The following is a 16,980-nucleotide window of genomic DNA, read 5'->3' as shown; positions in this document are numbered from 1 at the left end:
TCTCGCTCTTACGATACGCGTTTGAGCTCGGCCTCCAATCGCCGATTTTCAGCCTGGAGTGAATCGCCCCGAATTTCGTAGACACCTTGAAGCGTTCTACCCCGCTTCTGGCCGTTAGCGGTACTTCAGGAAAGGGAAACCACCTCGCTTGCACAGAGAATAGCTGGCGCCTAGCTCCCCCTTGGATATACCCAGAAGCCTACTCACTGCAGTCGGGCTTTTCTATCTGTGCGATCGACCTGTAACACAGCCGCGAAGACGTGAGCGTGCGCGACAGCGAGGCGTCCCCGAGATGAAGCTGCCATACTTTAGCTTTATATAGCGAGGGTGACGTTATGGGCACGTCTGATAGCTGGCGAGTTGTTTGCCAAGATTCAGGGGATGGCAGCGGAGACGTTATTGTTGAGCTTCCATCCGAGCTACTTGAGAAGCTTGGTTGGAATTTGGGAGATGAGCTGGCAATTGAAAAGGGGGAGGACGGCATTTCGCTAAAACGCCAACAGCGCGCTGTGAACGCGCCCTCCTAGGGGCCGACTAGGGCCCCCTGTGTCGAATCATTGCTTCCCAATTAACTAGATGGGCTGGGTACAGCCATCTGAACCGCCCCAAAAGTGTCCCAGTAGCGCTCTAGATGCCATCCTCACCCAGCGATTGCTCAATCGCTTCAGCCAGGTCACGAAGTGCATCCGAAAGCCGGCCGTCCTCGCGAGCATCACCGTGGCGGGCTTGAAGCTCTTCGCGTGACGAAGCAACGCTTCAGCGTCATTTGTATTCAAATCCAGTCGGATCATGGCATCAGCTTCCTAGAATACGAGCAGAGATTATGTCCTCTCTGGCAGTAGGCAAAATTATCTAACCCGGAAAGTATTTTGCTCAAACTCCTACCCCAAACCTACCCCAAACCAATTTTTGGCCAAAAAAAAGACCTGCCTTTTCGGGCAAGTCTTTGATTTTTATGGTGCCGGCACCAAGAGTCGAACTCGGGACCTACTGATTACAAGTCAATCGATAACCGTCGGCTAGCTGATGCAGGTGCTGTGAATACCACTGCATCATCTGGGTACGCTGCTTTATGTATATAGCCTTGTTGTAATCACCAGCCACCCCTTTTTCAAAATGGTTCAGCTGTGCTTCGACATGCTGCTTGTTAAAGTCGTTCTCGTTAAGGCATGTAGACATGACATGTCTGAAACCGTGCCCTACCTGACGCCCCTCATATCCGAGCCGTCGTAGGGCCATATTGAAAGCCATGTTACTCAGTGGTTTCGACTGGTCATGCCGACCAGGGAAAAGATGTTGATAGCCGCCACTGATTTTTTTAGCTCGAGGAGATCAGCCATCACCTCCTTTGAAAGCGGAACCAGAAGCGCTCTGCCTGACTTGTTACGCTCTGCGGGGATCTCCCAAAGCGCCTTCTTTAGATCAAATTCCGACCAAGGGGCTTCTCGCAATTCAGTAGGCCGAACAGCTAACTGCATCAAGATCGACAGCCCATATCTGATCTCCGGGCTAAATTTATCCTCAGACATCTCTTTTATTTTGTAATCCAGTTCAGGCAGTTCGTCTGGCGACACATGAGGATAGTTTTTAGATCGGTGCTTGTAGAGCTCCTCTTCAAGCCCCTGAACGGGATTAGTCGTAATCCTTCCGGTCACTTTTGCTAGATTGTAGACCCCTCTGCATGACCGCCGGACATTCTCTGTCTGATCCAGGATGCCCTTCTTCTGCATGTTCTGAAAGAAACGGAACCTTTCGAGGGGTGTTATCTCTCGAAAATCACGTTTGCCCATGACAGGGAATACATGCAGCTTAAAAGCTCCCATTACTCTTTTTTGGTAGCCTTGTCCCCAGCGATCCTTTCTCGCTTCGAACCAATCTAGGGCGACAGTCCTAAAATTCGAGTCAGCAACGTTCTTAAGATCGGCTTTCAATTGTTTTTTCTTTGCCACAGGATCGTGGCCGTCAGATATCTGTTTTCGATATTTTTCGGCGAGCTCGCGAGCTCGGCTACCGCTTACGCTTGGATAGATGCCAAGCCCGAGCCAGCTCCATTTACCGTCGGCACGTTTGTAACGCAGTTCCCACGCCTTCTTGCCATCAGGCTTGACCTTGAAATACAGATTATTGCCGTCCTGCTCGCGATAGAGCTTCGGCTCTGGCTCAAGATTGCTGAGAACCGTGTCAGACAGGGGCCTGCGCTTGATATCCTCGCGCTTTATGTATGCTATCTCTTGAAGAATGACTGAGATTTACCGCATACACATCAGCATACAAGAGGGATAGCTACTACAGGAAACAAAGGGAAACGCCTGGAAATGCAAAAGCCCGCACGGGGCGGACTTTTGCGGGCTTCTGGATACGTTGTGATACAACCAGAAACAGGGTTTTGGTCGGGGAGACTGGAATCGAACCAGCGACCTTCTCGTCCCGAACGAGACGCGCTACCAGGCTGCGCTACACCCCGATGATGTGTCGGCATTTTACCCAAAAGAGTGCTTTGCACAATACCCTTGAGGTAAAAATTCTGTGCCTAAGCAGTAGCTTAGCTGCTCATGCTCCAGTCGGCCAGGGTGTTCGCGTTATGTAGCCGGGGATCGCCGGCGGACAGTTGCAATACGGCATGCGGCTGTCCGAGCAGCCAGCGCATGGGGCTTCGCTGGCCTTCGTCCCAGGCCGACTGCAGGTCCGGCAATAGCTCCCGCGGGATCACCGCCAGCAAGGGGTGCCATTGCTCGCCCGCGCGCGCCAGACACGGTCTGTCCGGCTGGCACCGCGCCAGCTCCAGCAGTCTCTCGAGCAGTTCAGCATCAAGCTGTGGCATATCACAGGGCAGCACCAACATATGCGTACCGGAGCAGGCTCTCAAGCCCGCAAGAATGCCCGCAAGCGGGCCAGGAAAACCAGGCGCATCGTCAGCTACCAGCCGATCGGCCCATTGCTGATAAACGGCCCGATTGCGATTGCAACTGATCAGGACTTCGCTGGTCAACTGCTTGGCAACGCAGGCCAGGTGAGCGGCTACTGGCTCGCCGCGCCAGACCATCAGCCCCTTGTCCCGTCCGCCGAGACGACTGCCCTGTCCTCCTGCGAGCAGCACAGCACTGAAGCGAACGCTATCTGATGACGCCACAGGCCGACTCCCTATGCTGTGCTGTGATATAACAGCGAGTGCGAAAACTGCCAGAGGATACCCCGAGATGGGCCATGATACCGCCGAATTCACACCCCTGAATATTGCTGTGCTGACGGTTAGCGACAGCCGCAACCTGAAAACCGACAGCTCTGGCCAGTTTCTGGCTGACAGCGTAACGGCTGCAGGCCACGAACTGGTCGATCGCCAGCTGCACCCTGACGACATCTACCGGATCCGGGCTGTGGTTTCGGACTGGATCGTGCGCCCGGAAATCCAGGTGGTCCTGATCACCGGCGGTACCGGCTTTACCGGGCGTGACAGCACTCCGGAAGCGGTGACGCCACTGCTGGATAAAATGGTCGACGGCTTTGGTGAACTGTTCCGCCACGTCTCCTGGGAAGAAATCGGCACTTCGACGCTGCAGTCCCGGGCACTGGCGGGCCTGGCCAACCGCACCCTGGTAGCCTGTATGCCAGGCTCCACCGGAGCGTGCCGCACCGCCTGGGGCCGAATCTTGCGCGAGCAACTCGATAGCCGCACCGGGCCGTGCAATTTTGTTCAGCACCTGGCTGCCGCACCCGCCTGTGGGACACGCTCATGAGTCTGATGGCCGTTAGCGAAGCATTACATCGGGTGCTGGCCAGCGCCTCAGCGGAACCGCTGCCCGACACCGAGACGCTGCGACTGGAACATGCGATCGGTCGCGTCCTGGCCAAGCCTCTGCGATCGTTACACAACGTCCCCCCATGGGATAACAGCGCAATGGACGGCTATGCACTGCATGCCGATGACATCGCCAGAGCGGTAGCAACCGGCTTGCCGATAAGTCAGAGAATTACCGCTGGCATGGCGCCACCCCCCCTTGAGCGCGGCAGCTGCGCGCGAATATTCACCGGTGCGCCGGTCCCCGCAGGGGCTGACACTATCGAGATGCAGGAAAACGTCAGTGTCGATGAACAGGGCAAGGCACATTTTGCCAACACGCTGAAACCCGGCCAGAACATCCGCCCCCAAGGACAGGACATCCGCGCCGGTAGCATTCTGCTGGAGCCGGGCATACGTCTCAGGCCTCAGGATATGGGACTGATCGCCTCTGTCGGCATGGATACGGTTGAGGTTATCAAACCCCTGCGCATCGCCGTGCTGTCCACTGGCGACGAGCTGGTGGAGCCGGGCCAGCCACTGGGCGCCGGCCAGATATTCAACAGCAATCGCTACACGTTGATCGGTTGCCTGCAGCGTCTGGGTCAACAGGTGATCGATGCCGGCATTCTTGAAGACGACCCGGATGCGACCCGCAAGCGCCTGCAAAGTCTAGCCGGCCGGGCCGATGTTATTATCACCTCGGGCGGCGTATCGGTCGGTGAGGCGGACTTTCTTGGGCAGACTCTTCGCGACCATGGCGAGCTAGCTATGTGGAAGCTGGCGATCAAGCCAGGCAAGCCCTTCACCCTCGCCCGCTTCGCCGGTACTCCGGTGCTGGGTCTGCCAGGCAATCCCGCTGCTGTACTGGTCACTTTTCTGCTGCTGGTACGCCCCTACCTGCTCCGCCGTCTCGGCGTGCACGATGTTGATCCGATCCAGCTGGAAGTGCCCGCGGGTTTCGAGTGGCAACGCGCAGGCAATCGCGATGAATATCTTCGCGCTCGGTTGGAACAGGGTCGTGTGGTGCTGGCCGGCAACCAGAGCTCTGGCGTACTGAGCAGTGCCAGTCAGGCCAGTGGGCTGGTTTGCATCGCCGCCGGCAAGACCGTAGCACTCGGCGATACGCTACCCTTCCTGCCTTTTGAAGGCCTCTTCGATTAAACAAAAAAACCCGCCGGAGCGGGTTTAAAGAACAAAGATTGCTGCCGGCAGCAGAGGCCGGCAGCGGCTTCATCAGAAGCTGTGGCTAACACCAACCAACGCGGTACGCGGTGCCTGACCCCGCGCGCCGTAGGGCTGGCGCGCAATGATGTCGTCGGTTTCATCGGTCAGGTTGATGACGTTGGCATAAACCTCGGTCTGTTCGTTGAATGCGTAGCGGGTCGACAGGTCAACCGTATAGTAGCTGTCCACCTGCTCGAACTGACCACACGTAGCCATGGTGCAGGTACCGTCTACCCAGTTACCGCGCAGGTCGGCCGCAAAACCCTGGGCGCCGCGATAGCCCACAGTCGCGGTGGCCTGGTGCTCTGGAATCGACGGCACTTCATCCCCCTGCTCGACCGTGCCGAAGAAGCTGTTGTTGAAAGCCGTTTTGAACTCACTGTCGGTCCAGGTGTAACTCAGGCTGACTGGCAAGCTGTACGCAGCGGTTTGCACCAGCTGATATTCCACGCGCGACTCGAGACCACGCACTTCCACCTCACCGCCGTTGAACTGGTCGCCAACAGTACAGTTGGCACCGGTAGAGGCAGTACAGGTTCCGATCAGGTTGTCATAGTCACTGTAGAAACCAATCACTTCAGCGTACAGGCGATCATCCAGGTAACGGAAGCCGGCTTCGAAGTTCAGTGCCTCTTCCGCATCGGTGCCGGCAGTACTGGTCGGAGTGAATCCTTCATGCACGCCCGCCAGCAACGCCCAGTTGGCATCCAGCTGGTAATGCGCGCCCAGACCGAACATGACTTCGCGTTCGTCGGGGTTATCGCCGATCCGGTAGTCCTCCAGACGCACACCCGGGGTCAGGGTCAGTCGATCCAAACCGATCTCGTCAGTCAGATACAGCGAGTAGGCTTTGGCCGTCTTGCTGCGCTTGGCCTCGGGTGTGCGCATACCAGTAAAGGTGAAGCTGCCATCAGCGCCCTGCTGATAAGAGTCAACGAACTGATCACGAACTTCTTCGTCCTCATGATAACGCGCACCGATTTCTACGCCGTGCTGGACACTGCCCCAAGCCAGATCAGTGTTGAAGCGGGTCTGGAGGCCTTTGGATTTGTACAGGCGGTTGTTGGCCTTGACGTTCACTGCTGCGGCTGCGTTACCGTTGAGTATGGCTTGAGCGTTTGACTGATTGACCAGGGTGCCGCTGCAGTTAGCGCCGCTATTTGCGCAATCGAACGCATTGCTTGCACCCGTACCCGCAATCTTGTCAACCTTGTACCAGTTACGCTTGTAATCCTGGTAGTAACCCTGCGTCAGCAGACTGAAGGACCCGGTATCAAGGAGATAGCCGAGCGTGAAGCTCTCCATCTCGTTATCCATGTTGTCCTCGCGGGTCAGACCGTAACGGCGGTTGCTGTCAGCCTTGAAGTCGCGATCGGTCAGGCCGACGTAGGTCTGATCGGAGTCTTCCGATGCGTGCTGCAGTTTCAGGTCGAACTGGTGATACACGTCAGTGGTCGGATCAGAGTTCAGACGCAGCTTGACCAGCACGTCTTCCTTGTCGAAACCGGTCTGGTCGGACGCATTGTCGATATCATTGAAACCGTCAGTCGCCTGTTTGTGACCCTCGACCAGCCAACCAAAATGGGTGCTTGAGCCGCCAACGTGGGCGTGGGTGCGGAAACTGCTGTCTTCGCCCAGCTCCTGTACGATCCGGCCACCAAACGGTTTGACCGGAATCGGCGTGGACAACATGTTGATAGCCCCGGCAATGGTGTACGGGCCGTTGGCAATCGCCGCGGGACCTTTGAGTACCTCAATGCCCGCAAGACGGCCGGCAGTAGGGAAGTAATAGGCGGCCGGGGCTGAGTAAGGCGCCGGCGCGACGAGAATGCCGTCTTCCATCAGGGTGATGCGCTGGGACCGCTCTGTTGGCGTGCCGCGAATACCGATGTTTGGACGCAGACCATAGCCCTCTTCACTGCGCACATAAACGCCGGGGACTTCAGCCAGAATCCGATTGATGTCGGTGTGCCTGAACTCGTCCAGATCGCTCTGAGTGAGCACGGTACCCGAACCCGGGAGTTGCAGCGCTTTCTGCTTGCTGCCGATGATCTCGCTGGCGTTCAGGCGCACAGCCTGATCTTCTGCCATGGCTGGCAGGGCAATGGATACGGCGATGGCAACAGCGCTTAAATACAGCCCTTGTTTCTTGTTCATTAGTGCTCCCCCACTCATAGTTTGTCTTAATTTCGTGGGGCATCTTATTGATGTTGATAATGATTATCAAACACTTTTTTATCTGCAGCGCGACACTACGTTGTGGAAGATGGCGCGCGGGTGCGTTCTACAGGCAAAAAAAACCCGCGCTCGCTGTTGATCAGCGAGCACGGGCATTACCGAAAACGCGGGTTATTCGGCCTTGGTTGCTGCCTTGACCATATTGCTCAGCTCGCCGGATTCATGCAGTTCGATGATGATGTCGCTACCGCCGACCAGTTCACCATCAACCCACAACTGCGGGAATGTAGGCCAGTTGGCATACTTGGGCAGCTCGGTGCGAATGTCCGGGTTCTGCAGAATATCCACATAGGCGAACTTTTCACCACAGGCCATCAAGGCCTGCACGGCACGGGCGGAAAAGCCGCACTGCGGTGCATTCGGTGCACCCTTCATGTAGATCAGGACCGGGTTCTTGCCGATCTGTTCTTTGATGGTATCGATGGTTTCCATGATGTGTCCTCTGTAGCTGATGGAGGCGAACGGGCCTGCAAATAACGCCATTGTAACGCAATAAGCTGCCCGGAAATACTCGCCCGCCTCAGGCAGCCACTACTTCCACATTAACCCCGTTGAGTGCCGCATTGCCGGTGACCGGATCCAGATAACGTTCATCGGTCAGGTCGTTGGCGCTGACGCCGGCATGTCGGTTGGCAATATCCTGCTCCGTGCCGGGGCGGTTATGACCCCAGCCATGGGGGAGGCTCACTACCCCGGCGAGCATTTCGTCGCTGGCATTGACCATGACAGCGACCTCCCCTACCCGAGAGCGCACTATCACCTGTTGACCGTCGGTCAGACCGCGGCGGACAAGGTCGTCCGGATGCATCAGCAGCTGGTCGCGCGGCTTGCCTTTGACCAGGCGCTGATAGTTGTGCATCCAGGAGTTGTTGCTGCGCACATGCCTACGACCAATCAGCCGAAGCTCTCCGTCCCGCGGCTTCAATTGACCGATATCGGTGGCAAAACGTTGCAGGTCTTCCAGCATTGCCTGCGGTGCACACTCGATCTGTTTGCTGTCAGTACGTAGCCGGCCCAGCAGATTCGGTTTGAGCGGTCCCAGATCGATGCCGTGTGGGTGCTGCTCGAGCACCTCGAGATTCAGTCGCTCCCCATACGGGCCGGCGCGCAAACCGGCATCGATCATCTGCGCCGGCGGCATGGTAGAGCGCGGCTCCTGGCCGGTGACTCGAGCGAATGCGCGCCCCAGCCCGACGAAGATTTCCCAATCGTGGAGACTGCCCTCAGGCTTGGAAAGAATCGGCTGATTGATCCGAGTCACATTCCGTACTGCGAAGGTGTTGAAGGTAATGTCGTAATGATCGTGCTCGAGCGAGGAGGTGGGCGGCAGGATGACGTCGGCGTGGCGAGTAGTCTCATTGATATACAGGTCGACACTGACCATGAACTCCAGGCTCTCCAGCGCGCGATCAAGCTGCCGGCCGTTGGGCGTGGAAAGCACAGGGTTGCCCGCCGAAGTCACCAGCGCGCGGATCTGCCCCTCGCCGGGCGTCAGTATTTCTTCGGCCAGCGCTGCTACCGGTAGCTCACCGTTGAATTCGGGCAGGTCGGAAACGCGGCTACGCCATTGGTCGAAATGCCCTGGCTTGCCTGAAACAACATCGAAAGCCGGCTCGGTGCACAGTGCGCCACCGGGTTGGTCAAGGTTGCCCGTTACCAGATTGATTATCTGGATAAGCCATTGGCACAGGGTGCCGTAGCGCTGCACGGATACGCCCATGCGGCCATAACAGACTGCGCGTTCGGCACCGGCAAAATCACGGGCCAATTGTCGAATACGACCGGCATCGATAGCGCAGTGTTCGGCCATGGCCTCGGCCGTAAAGGGCGCAACTGCAGCCTTCACCTCCTCCAGACCCTGAGTAGCGGCCAGCGCAGGGCTGTTCCTGACCAGGTTCTCATCGAAGAAGGTGTTCACCAGCGCCAGCAAAAGCGCGGCGTCGGTGCCCGGCTGGATAAACAGGTGTTCACTGGCCTGTTCGGCTGTTTCGCTGCGGCGCGGGTCCACCACCAACAGCTTGCCGCCGCGCGCCTTGAGTGCCTTGATCCGCTTGCCGACATCCGGCACCGTCATGATGCTGCCGTTGGAGGCCATCGGGTTGGCGCCGAGCATCAGAAAGAAATCGGTATGGTCGATATCCGGAATCGGGATCGCCAGCATGTGACCATACATCCAAAGCGATACCAGATGGTGCGGCAACTGGTCCACGGAGGTGGCCGAGTAGCGCTGGCGCGTGCGCAGCTGGCCCAGAAAGTAATTGCCGTGCGTCATTGAGCCATAGTTATGTACGTTGGGATTGCCCATATACACACCTACCGCGTTACGCCCGTGCTCGGTTTGAATGCCCGCCAGCCGTTCGGCTATGAGATCAAAGGCCTCCTCCCAACCAATCTGCTCCCAGCTTTCACCTACCCTTTTCACCGGCATGCGCAACCGCTGCGGATCATTCTGGATGTCCTGCAATGCAATTGCCTTGGGGCATATGTGCCCTCTGCTGAACGGGTCCTGGGCATCTCCCTTGATCGACAGGATCTGATCGCCTTCAGTTTCGATAGCCAGGCCGCAGATGGCCTCGCAAAGATGACAGGCACGGAAGTGGGTTGCAGGCATAGAAGTGTCTCTTTTGTGAGCTATTTTTCAGTACTCAACTTTAGGCCGCGCCGGGGGAGGCGACAAGGGGCAAAATGCTCCGCTATTCATTGATCTGATTCGCGAGCATCCATAGGCTTTTCATGGGTATTTGCCTTGCAGCGGATTTTACCGATAAGATCAGCCCCTTCTCTATTTAGGGTATGGCTTGTATCGGGCCCTTTGGTCACGGTAGGGCTTTCTGTTTCCGGCTTCTGACCGGCCACTTTCCAGGTAGTAAACATGACTGTACGGCACTTTCTTTCGTTGATGGACTGCTCCCAGGCCGAGTTGATCGGTCTGATCAAACGGGGCGTCGAACTCAAGTCGCTGCACCAACAGGGCGTCATCTACGAGCCGTTGAAAAACCGTGTGTTGGCCATGATTTTCGAAAAGGCCTCCACGCGTACCCGCGTCTCCTTTGAAGCGGGCATGATCCAACTGGGCGGCCAGGCGATCTTTCTCTCTCCCCGCGACACCCAGCTGGGCCGCGGCGAGCCGATCGAAGATAGCGCCCGGGTACTGTCGAGCATGTGCGATGCGGTAATGATCCGGACCTTTGCCCATGCGGACCTGGAGACCTTCGCGCAATATTCACGGGTCCCGGTGATCAACGGACTGAGCGACGACCTGCATCCCTGTCAGCTGCTGGCCGACATGCAGACATACCTTGAGCACCGCGGCAATATTCAGGGCAAGACGGTGGCCTGGGTCGGTGACGGCAACAACATGTGCAATACCTTCATCCAGGCCGCCATACAGTTCGACTTCAATCTGCGGATAGCCTGCCCCGAGGGTTACGAGCCGGATCAGACATTCCTGGATCAGGCCGGCGACCGGGTTACGGTTACCCGCGATCCGCTGGAGGCGGTTAGCGGCGCACATCTGGTGAATACTGACGTTTGGGCATCCATGGGGCAGGAAGATGAAGCTGAAGGCCGTCTCAAGCGTTTCGCGCCCTACCAGGTCACTCCGGCGATGCTTGATCATGCCGATGAGTCGGTACTCTTCATGCACTGCCTGCCAGCCCACCGTGGCGAGGAAGTGAACGAGCAGTTGATGGAAGATCCCCGCAGTGTTGTCTGGGCCCAGGCTGAAAATCGTCTGCATGCGCAGAAGGCGTTGGTGGAATTCCTGCTGGCCGATTGATCAAGGAATCAAAATGCCCGACTCTCAAAGCATCGTTCTCGAGCTGAATCAACTGGCCTGTGGCTATGCCGGGCATCCCGTGGTAACAGGACTCGATATCCATTTGCGCAATGGCGATATTGGATGTCTGCTGGGTCCGTCGGGATGCGGCAAGACCACTATCCTGCGCGCGATTGCCGGTTTCGAGCCGGTTACCGCAGGCGAAATCAAGCTGGCTGGCGAGCGCCTCTCCAGTCCGACCAGAACGACTCCACCCGAGCAGCGCCGCATCGGGATGGTTTTCCAGGACTATGCTCTCTTTCCTCATCTGACGGTGCAGGACAATATTGCGTTCGGCATAAATCGCCACCCCGAGCGCAAACGCATCGTCGAAGAATTGCTAGACCTGGTAAAACTGAACCAGCTGGGCAAGCGTTATCCACACGAACTGTCGGGCGGCCAGCAACAACGTGTAGCGTTGGCACGGGCTTTGGCACCGGATCCAAAACTGCTGCTGCTGGATGAACCCTTTTCCAACCTTGACGGCGAGTTGCGCCGCAGGCTGTCGGGTGAGGTCCGCGAGATTCTCAAGCACCGCGGCACAAGCGCCCTGCTGGTCACTCACGATCAGAACGAAGCCTTCGCGGTCAGTGACCATGTCGGCGTTCTGCGTGACGGCAAGCTGCAGCAATGGGATTCGCCATACAACCTCTACCACGAACCGGCCACGCCTTTCGTGGCGAGCTTCATCGGCCAGGGGTATTTCATCCGCGGGCAACTGATCTCACCGGATACGGTACAAACCGAGCTGGGTGTGATCCGCGGCAACCGGGCCTACAAGCTGCAGCCTGGCAGCGCGGTGGATGTGCTGCTCAGACCCGACGACATTGTCGGCCAGACCGATAGCGACCTGAAGGCGACCATCATCGGCAAGACCTTCCTTGGCGCCACAACCATGTATCGTCTGCAACTGCCTACTGGCAGCATTCTCGAGGCCATCTTCCCGAGTCACGATGACCATCCGCTGGGCGAAGCCGTCGGCATTCGCGTCGCAGCCGATCATCTGGTCGTGTTTGCCGCCCAGGGCAGCGTCAATGTCCATGCACAGCTGCCGCTGGAGCAGATGCTCGATGCGGCCTCACCGGAAGCCGCCGAGCGCTAGCTACTCAGGGCTTGGGGCGGTAGAGAATATTACTCACCGTCGCATGCACCATACGAGAATGTCTGTAGTCGGTGTTCTGCATCATACCCAGCACGATGATTTCGTTGGCCGGATCGATCCAGGCCCAGGGTCCGTGGATGCCCCACCACCAAAACGTGTCTACCGGCAGGTAATAGGCCGCTTCGCTGTCGGTGACCACCGCAACGTTGAGACCGAACAGGTTGCCGGGAGCCCAGTCGGGACCCTCCACGCCTTCTGGCAACTGGTTACTACGCATCATCTGTACGGTTTCTGGCTTGAGGATCCGCACGCCTTCCAGCTCGCCTTCGTTGAGCAGCATGCGGGCAAAGCGCAGGTAGTCATCCATGGTCGAAACCAGACCTCCACCGCCATTCAGGAACGATGGCTTGCTCAGCCAGGGATCGTTGGGATAGGGCTTCAGGCCGTCATCGGTCGGCGTATAGGACACAGCAAAACGATCCTGTTTGTCCTCCGGCACAAAGAATCCGGTGTCGACCATTTCCAATGGCGTGAAAATCCGCTTGTGCAGGAACTCGTCAAACGCCATGCCGGACAAAACCTCAACCAGGCGCGCCTGAATATCTACCGCGACGCTGTAATGCCACTGCGTCCCCGGCTGCTGACGCAACGGCAGATCGCCCAGCTTGGCAACCATGTCGGCCAACGTGGAATCGATATTCTGCAAATCGTTCTCGACATACAGCCGATCGGTCTGCGACTCGGAGAAACGACCGTAGGTAAAGCCTGCAGTGTGGGTCATCAGCTCACGAATGGTGACTGGATGATCCGCCGGTGCGGTACGCAGCTCACCATCGGGGCCATCGGCGATCTCCACGCGCAGATCTGCCAGTTCTGGCAGATACTTGCCAACCGGATCGTCCAGCTTGAAATGCCCTTCCTCATACAGCATCAGCAGCGCTGTGCCGGTGATCGGCTTGGTCAGCGAAAAGATCTTGTAAATGCTGTCGTCGGTAAGTGGCTTCAGTTGCTCCAGGTCCTGATACCCGGCCTGATCACGGTGGATGATCTGGTCGCCCTGCCAGACCAGCGTGGCGATGCCAGCGAGCTTCTTCTCGGCTACCTGAGCGTGCATTGCCTGACCCAGCATCTGCAAGCGTGGGACGGAAATCTGGTAACGCTCGTCGCTCTGCTCTTGCTCCTGCGCCTGCAATGGCGCAACAAAAAAAGCCATGCTGGCTGCAAGGCATACCACGGGAAGCAGCATAGTGCTGCGCAATGATCGGTGTCTCATCAAGACCTCTGCAATTATCGATATTGTTGTGCACGTACCCTTAGATCGCAGTACGCAAGAAGCATATTCGCAAATTGTCCGGCCATATAGCCACAACTCGATTTAGCGCAGGCCATATTGCCGCCGCTACATGTCCTGAAATGATCATGCGCTTTGTAATAGCCCCGACCGGGACTAAGCTGAAAATAAGCTAACTCAAGCAGGACACATCATGAACCGCAGAACACTTCTGACCGGACTGCTGGCACTACCGGCGTTAACATTGCTTGCTCGCACCGCAATGGCGCAGACCACAGGCAGTGCAGAGCAGACCATGAAATTCGAACCACTGGACAGGCCAGAGAGCTACTGGCGCAACAAGGTTTCCGAAGAGGCCTACGAAGTGTTGTTCGAGGACGCTACGGAGCGCCCCGGCAGCAGCCCGCTGGACAAGGTTTACGAGCCTGGCACCTACGTCTGCGCGGCCTGTCATCTGCCGCTGTTCGAGAGCGAGCACAAGTTCGACAGCGGTACCGGCTGGCCCAGCTTCACCCAGCCAATCGAGGGCCATATGGACACCCGGCAGGATTACAGCATGATCTGGCCGCGCACTGAGTATCATTGTGCCCGCTGCGGCGGCCATCAGGGTCATGTATTCAACGACGGGCCACCTCCCCGTGGCGAGCGCTGGTGTAACAACGGCGTGGCACTCGACTTCATACCCGCGGGCGAAGATCTGCCCGAACTGAGAGGCTGAACATGCGCAGATTGCTATTGGGTATTACTCTGGTTCTTGGGCTTGGGCATCAGGCCGCTGTTGCCAACCAGCCATTGCAGGAACAAGACGGTCCGCCGGGCAGCGAGATGGCAGTCTTCGCTGGCGGCTGCTTCTGGTGTACGGAGGCCGACTTTGACAAGAAAACAGGCGTGCTCGAGACCGTGTCTGGTTACATCGCAGGAGATGCCGAGACAGCCAATTACAAGGCGGTTTCCTCTGGCCGGACCGACCATATCGAAGCCGTTGCAGTCTTCTATGACCCGGAGAAGACCGACTTCAGGACATTGTTGGACGCCTACTGGCCCACTGTAGACCCCTTGGACGCAGGGGGGCAGTTCTGCGACCGCGGCGCTCAGTATCGCACCGCGCTGTTCTATGATGACGCACGGGAGAAAAAGGCAATCGAGGAGTCCCGCGCCTCTATCGAGAACCGGTTCGACAAGCCGATCGTGACTGATATTCTGCCGCAGACCGCTTTCTATCCCGCGGAGGAATATCATCAGGACTACTACCAGAAGAACCCGCTGCGCTATCGTTATTACCGCACCACCTGTGGGCGCGACAATCGGCTGAACGAGTTGTGGGGCGAGCAACCCGAGTAGGCACCATCATCCAATTGGAAATAAATCGTTCAGGCGTTGATAATGGCGCACTCCCAATAACAGGCCCGAGCGGAAACCATACGATGCAGATCGCCAAGAATACCGTTGTCCAGTTTCACTACACCCTTTCAGACGCTAGCGGATTGCTGGAAAGCTCGCATGATCACGAGCCAGTGCTTTATCTGCACGGCCAGCCCGGACTGATTGAGGGACTGGTCGACGCCATGGAAGGCCGGGAGGCTGGCGACACCTTCAGCGTCGAGCTAGCAATGGACAAGGCCTATGGCCCGCGCCAGGAGAATGCGATTCAGAAGGTCCAGGTCAAGCATCTGCATGGCGCAAAAAAATGGAAGCCGGGCATGGTGGCAGTGATTGAAACCGAGGAAGGCCAGCGCCAGGTAACCGTAATCAAGGTCGGGCTATCCCAGGCCACGGTTGATAGCAACCATCCCTTGGCAGGCAAGGATCTGAACTTCGACGTGGAAATTCTCTCGGTACGTGAAGCTACGGAAGACGAACTCGCCCACGGCCACGCCCATGGCGCAGACGGGCATCAGCACTAGACAATTGCGTAGCAAAATGCAAGAAAAAAGTGTAGTATAGGCACCTACTTTAATATAGGCAGGTACCCATGGCAGCCAAAACCGCCCCAAGCAAACGCAAGGCCGACGCAGCAGTCGCCACAAGCAAATCCATTGATAACCAGATTGACTCGTTTCTCGCCTCCGGCGGTGAAATCCAGAAGATCCCCAATGGTAAGAGCGGTCAGGTCTACGGCGCCCCACGCCCCGGACGCCCTGCCGCTAAGTAACTGCGACTGGCGGCATCGCCACGGCCAGGCGCGAGCCTGGCGCGCAGTTCCCTCAGAAAGTCTGCCCAGCAGACTTCTTGATTGCACAGCAAGAACACACCTCCGAAGCATTTCGATCATAGCCCATCATCAAAGCGTCTGACGGCTAACGCCGCTGCGATCCGATTTTCTTCAGATCCGCATCATGCAATGATTCCAGCAGCGCGGCACCATCGCCAGCCACCCGGAATCCGCCCCATTGCGCCTCCTCGTAAAGTTCGCCCGTGCCCTCCTGAAAGAAAAACGCATTGGGTCCTACCGATGGCTCGCCATCGATCATGCGGATACGCATGCTGATTGTCCCCGTTCCGGTACGTGGCGTATCACCCATCCCGTCAAACTCGCCCCGGCCACGGTCGTCCAGCTTGAAATGGGCAAACCCCGGAAGGCTCCTACTGGCTTCGCCCGGCTCGGCAGGCTGATCAATCAACCGGCTGTCGGCCGCAAAGCGCAGAGCCATATAGTCGCCCTGCATCAGCGAGCGGGGATCGACCGGGGCCAGCCGTAGCAGAACAGGCTGGCCATGCAGCAAAGTCCGCTCATACCCCTGAATGGCGAATAGTGCGACCGCAACGACCAATAACCAGGCCGCCAGAATGCCAACGCGCAATGTAATGCGACTCATGTCCGCAGCCTCGACCAGCGCGGCATGAGTCGGCCACCTGCCAGCAGGATTGCGCCACAGAGGATCATCAACAGGGATTTCTCCAACAGACTGATATGCAGGCTGTAATAGAGTACGAACAGGTAGAAAGTAGCGAATACCGGGAGCAGTACCAGCCAGCTCCGGTTGCTGGCATGAAACAGGGCAAGCCCCAGTGCAATAGTCAGCACCAGGCCGGGGGCTGGTTGCGCAAGCATTGCCACCAGAGCCGTAATGCCCAGCACCGACCAGCGCATCAGCCCCTTCATATCACGAATCAGCCAGGCAACCACACTCAGCAGGATGATGCCCATACCCGCCGGGTACACCACCTTGATCCAGTGCCTGGATAGGTCAGACTGAAAATCGAACATGTGCGTCAGCAACTGCTGATGCGGCATCGCGGCCAATAGCAGCGACATGAGGGTCGCAGCATCGGCCAGAGCCCGGATACGGTTCGCCTGTTGATGGCTTGCCCAGCGCTGGCGACATAACCAGAGCGCACATGCCAAAGCGGCCAGAACCACCCCATAAAACGCCAGAGCAGTGCCGTCTCCCATCAGCACTGCCGCGCCGGTCAGTACCAGCAGCGCGCAGACGTGCCGATGCAGGAAGGATGAAGGCAACCAGAGCAGAATTCCCGCCAGCAACATGCAGAACAGGGCCGGCGCGCGCAGATTGTCCTGCGTGATGTTC

15 protein-coding genes, 1 tRNA gene and 1 pseudogene are annotated in these 16,980 nt (G+C 57.6%); 8 read left to right on the top strand and 9 right to left on the bottom strand.

Annotated elements, in window-relative coordinates; translation table 11 throughout:
• Nucleotides 1–987 precede the first annotated feature (987 nt).
• The 3 genes and pseudogenes from ABYA88_RS12085 to mobA all read right to left on the bottom strand — a co-directional run bounded on the left by ABYA88_RS12085 (nucleotide 988) and on the right by mobA (nucleotide 3,130).
• A pseudogene (locus ABYA88_RS12085) lies at nucleotides 988–2,219 on the bottom strand (tyrosine-type recombinase/integrase).
• A gap of 168 nt (nucleotides 2,220–2,387) precedes the next feature.
• Nucleotides 2,388–2,464 (bottom strand) — tRNA-Pro (locus ABYA88_RS12080).
• Nucleotides 2,465–2,542: 78 nt separating this feature from the next.
• Nucleotides 2,543–3,130: a molybdenum cofactor guanylyltransferase MobA gene (gene mobA / locus ABYA88_RS12075; RefSeq protein ID WP_373187571.1), complete on the bottom strand. Its 588-nt coding sequence runs from the start codon at nucleotides 3,128–3,130 to the stop codon at nucleotides 2,543–2,545.
• A gap of 67 nt (nucleotides 3,131–3,197) precedes the next feature.
• Here mobA and moaB point away from each other — a divergent pair, with 67 nt between their 5' ends.
• Nucleotides 3,198–3,734 carry a molybdenum cofactor biosynthesis protein B gene (gene moaB / locus ABYA88_RS12070; RefSeq protein WP_373187570.1) on the top strand — a complete coding sequence of 179 codons (537 nt, stop codon included), beginning with the start codon at nucleotides 3,198–3,200 and terminating at the stop codon, nucleotides 3,732–3,734.
• Complete coding sequence (glp, locus tag ABYA88_RS12065; RefSeq protein WP_373187569.1) at nucleotides 3,731–4,939, top strand: gephyrin-like molybdotransferase Glp; 1,209 nt, start codon at nucleotides 3,731–3,733, stop codon at nucleotides 4,937–4,939. Before moaB ends, glp begins: the two co-directional genes overlap by 4 nt.
• 72 nt (nucleotides 4,940–5,011) lie before the next feature.
• Here the strand turns inward: glp and ABYA88_RS12060 are convergent, their stop codons facing one another.
• The 3 genes from ABYA88_RS12060 to ABYA88_RS12050 form a co-directional block, all read right to left on the bottom strand.
• Nucleotides 5,012–7,159 (bottom strand): TonB-dependent receptor family protein, encoded by a 2,148-nt coding sequence (locus ABYA88_RS12060; RefSeq protein WP_373187568.1) that lies wholly within the window; start codon nucleotides 7,157–7,159, stop codon nucleotides 5,012–5,014.
• A 192-nt stretch (nucleotides 7,160–7,351) separates the two neighbouring features.
• Nucleotides 7,352–7,672 carry a Grx4 family monothiol glutaredoxin gene (gene grxD / locus ABYA88_RS12055; protein ID WP_373187566.1) on the bottom strand — a complete coding sequence of 107 codons (321 nt, stop codon included), beginning with the start codon at nucleotides 7,670–7,672 and terminating at the stop codon, nucleotides 7,352–7,354.
• 88 nt (nucleotides 7,673–7,760) lie between these two features.
• Entirely contained in the window at nucleotides 7,761–9,851 is a 2,091-nt protein-coding gene (locus ABYA88_RS12050) for a molybdopterin oxidoreductase family protein (RefSeq protein ID WP_373187565.1), read from the bottom strand.
• 261 nt (nucleotides 9,852–10,112) lie between these two features.
• On the opposite strand from ABYA88_RS12050, the gene argF reads away from it, so the two are divergent.
• Together argF and ABYA88_RS12040 are read left to right on the top strand one after the other, a co-directional pair.
• On the top strand, nucleotides 10,113–11,018 hold the full coding sequence (gene argF / locus ABYA88_RS12045; protein ID WP_373187563.1) for an ornithine carbamoyltransferase: 906 nt from the start codon (nucleotides 10,113–10,115) through the stop codon (nucleotides 11,016–11,018).
• Nucleotides 11,019–11,031: 13 nt separating this feature from the next.
• Nucleotides 11,032–12,159, top strand: a complete 1,128-nt coding sequence (locus tag ABYA88_RS12040) for an ABC transporter ATP-binding protein (protein ID WP_373187562.1) — start codon at nucleotides 11,032–11,034, stop codon at nucleotides 12,157–12,159.
• 4 nt (nucleotides 12,160–12,163) lie between these two features.
• Here the strand turns inward: ABYA88_RS12040 and ABYA88_RS12035 are convergent, their stop codons facing one another.
• The gene (locus ABYA88_RS12035) at nucleotides 12,164–13,372 is read right to left on the bottom strand and encodes a serine hydrolase domain-containing protein (protein WP_373187560.1); all 1,209 of its coding nucleotides are present in this window, start codon (nucleotides 13,370–13,372) and stop codon (nucleotides 12,164–12,166) included.
• Between the two features lie 271 nt (nucleotides 13,373–13,643).
• Here ABYA88_RS12035 and msrB point away from each other — a divergent pair, with 271 nt between their 5' ends.
• The 4 genes from msrB (at nucleotide 13,644) to ABYA88_RS12015 (ending at nucleotide 15,602) form a co-directional block, all read left to right on the top strand.
• On the top strand, nucleotides 13,644–14,168 hold the full coding sequence (msrB, locus tag ABYA88_RS12030; RefSeq protein ID WP_373187558.1) for a peptide-methionine (R)-S-oxide reductase MsrB: 525 nt from the start codon (nucleotides 13,644–13,646) through the stop codon (nucleotides 14,166–14,168).
• Between the two features lie 2 nt (nucleotides 14,169–14,170).
• A complete protein-coding gene (gene msrA, locus ABYA88_RS12025) occupies nucleotides 14,171–14,791 on the top strand; it encodes a peptide-methionine (S)-S-oxide reductase MsrA (protein WP_373187556.1) in 621 nt (206 codons plus the stop codon).
• A gap of 83 nt (nucleotides 14,792–14,874) precedes the next feature.
• Nucleotides 14,875–15,354, top strand: a complete 480-nt coding sequence (locus ABYA88_RS12020; RefSeq protein WP_373187555.1) for a peptidylprolyl isomerase — start codon at nucleotides 14,875–14,877, stop codon at nucleotides 15,352–15,354.
• Between the two features lie 68 nt (nucleotides 15,355–15,422).
• Nucleotides 15,423–15,602, top strand: a complete 180-nt coding sequence (locus ABYA88_RS12015; protein ID WP_373187554.1) for a hypothetical protein — start codon at nucleotides 15,423–15,425, stop codon at nucleotides 15,600–15,602.
• Nucleotides 15,603–15,747: 145 nt separating this feature from the next.
• On the opposite strand, the gene ABYA88_RS12010 is transcribed toward ABYA88_RS12015, so the two are convergent.
• Nucleotides 15,748–16,266 (bottom strand): GDYXXLXY domain-containing protein, encoded by a 519-nt coding sequence (locus ABYA88_RS12010; RefSeq protein ID WP_373187552.1) that lies wholly within the window; start codon nucleotides 16,264–16,266, stop codon nucleotides 15,748–15,750.
• Nucleotides 16,263–16,980 (bottom strand): DUF4401 domain-containing protein (locus ABYA88_RS12005; protein ID WP_373187550.1); only part of this gene is annotated, 718 nt, incomplete at its 5' end. The genes ABYA88_RS12010 and ABYA88_RS12005, both read right to left, overlap by 4 nt.

Origin of the sequence: Halopseudomonas sp. (assembly GCF_041579695.1) — a bacterium.
Taxonomy (GTDB): Bacteria; Pseudomonadota; Gammaproteobacteria; order Pseudomonadales; family Pseudomonadaceae; genus Halopseudomonas.
This window is presented reverse-complemented; position numbering and strand designations above follow the sequence as displayed.

What these genes read in the sequence shown, in the direction of transcription:
- ABYA88_RS12060 (WP_373187568.1), bottom strand. Translation starts at nt 7,159, where the DNA reads ATGAACAAGAAACAAGGGCTGTATTTAAGCGCTGTTGCCATCGCCGTA.
- ABYA88_RS12010 (WP_373187552.1), bottom strand. Translation starts at nt 16,266, where the DNA reads ATGAGTCGCATTACATTGCGCGTTGGCATTCTGGCGGCCTGGTTATTG.
- ABYA88_RS12015 (WP_373187554.1), top strand. Translation starts at nt 15,423, where the DNA reads ATGGCAGCCAAAACCGCCCCAAGCAAACGCAAGGCCGACGCAGCAGTC.
- ABYA88_RS12040 (WP_373187562.1), top strand. Translation starts at nt 11,032, where the DNA reads ATGCCCGACTCTCAAAGCATCGTTCTCGAGCTGAATCAACTGGCCTGT.
- ABYA88_RS12035 (WP_373187560.1), bottom strand. Translation starts at nt 13,372, where the DNA reads ATGGCTTTTTTTGTTGCGCCATTGCAGGCGCAGGAGCAAGAGCAGAGC.
- msrB (WP_373187558.1), top strand. Translation starts at nt 13,644, where the DNA reads ATGAACCGCAGAACACTTCTGACCGGACTGCTGGCACTACCGGCGTTA.
- msrA (WP_373187556.1), top strand. Translation starts at nt 14,171, where the DNA reads ATGCGCAGATTGCTATTGGGTATTACTCTGGTTCTTGGGCTTGGGCAT.
- glp (WP_373187569.1), top strand. Translation starts at nt 3,731, where the DNA reads ATGAGTCTGATGGCCGTTAGCGAAGCATTACATCGGGTGCTGGCCAGC.
- argF (WP_373187563.1), top strand. Translation starts at nt 10,113, where the DNA reads ATGACTGTACGGCACTTTCTTTCGTTGATGGACTGCTCCCAGGCCGAG.
- moaB (WP_373187570.1), top strand. Translation starts at nt 3,198, where the DNA reads ATGGGCCATGATACCGCCGAATTCACACCCCTGAATATTGCTGTGCTG.
- grxD (WP_373187566.1), bottom strand. Translation starts at nt 7,672, where the DNA reads ATGGAAACCATCGATACCATCAAAGAACAGATCGGCAAGAACCCGGTC.
- ABYA88_RS12020 (WP_373187555.1), top strand. Translation starts at nt 14,875, where the DNA reads ATGCAGATCGCCAAGAATACCGTTGTCCAGTTTCACTACACCCTTTCA.
- ABYA88_RS12050 (WP_373187565.1), bottom strand. Translation starts at nt 9,851, where the DNA reads ATGCCTGCAACCCACTTCCGTGCCTGTCATCTTTGCGAGGCCATCTGC.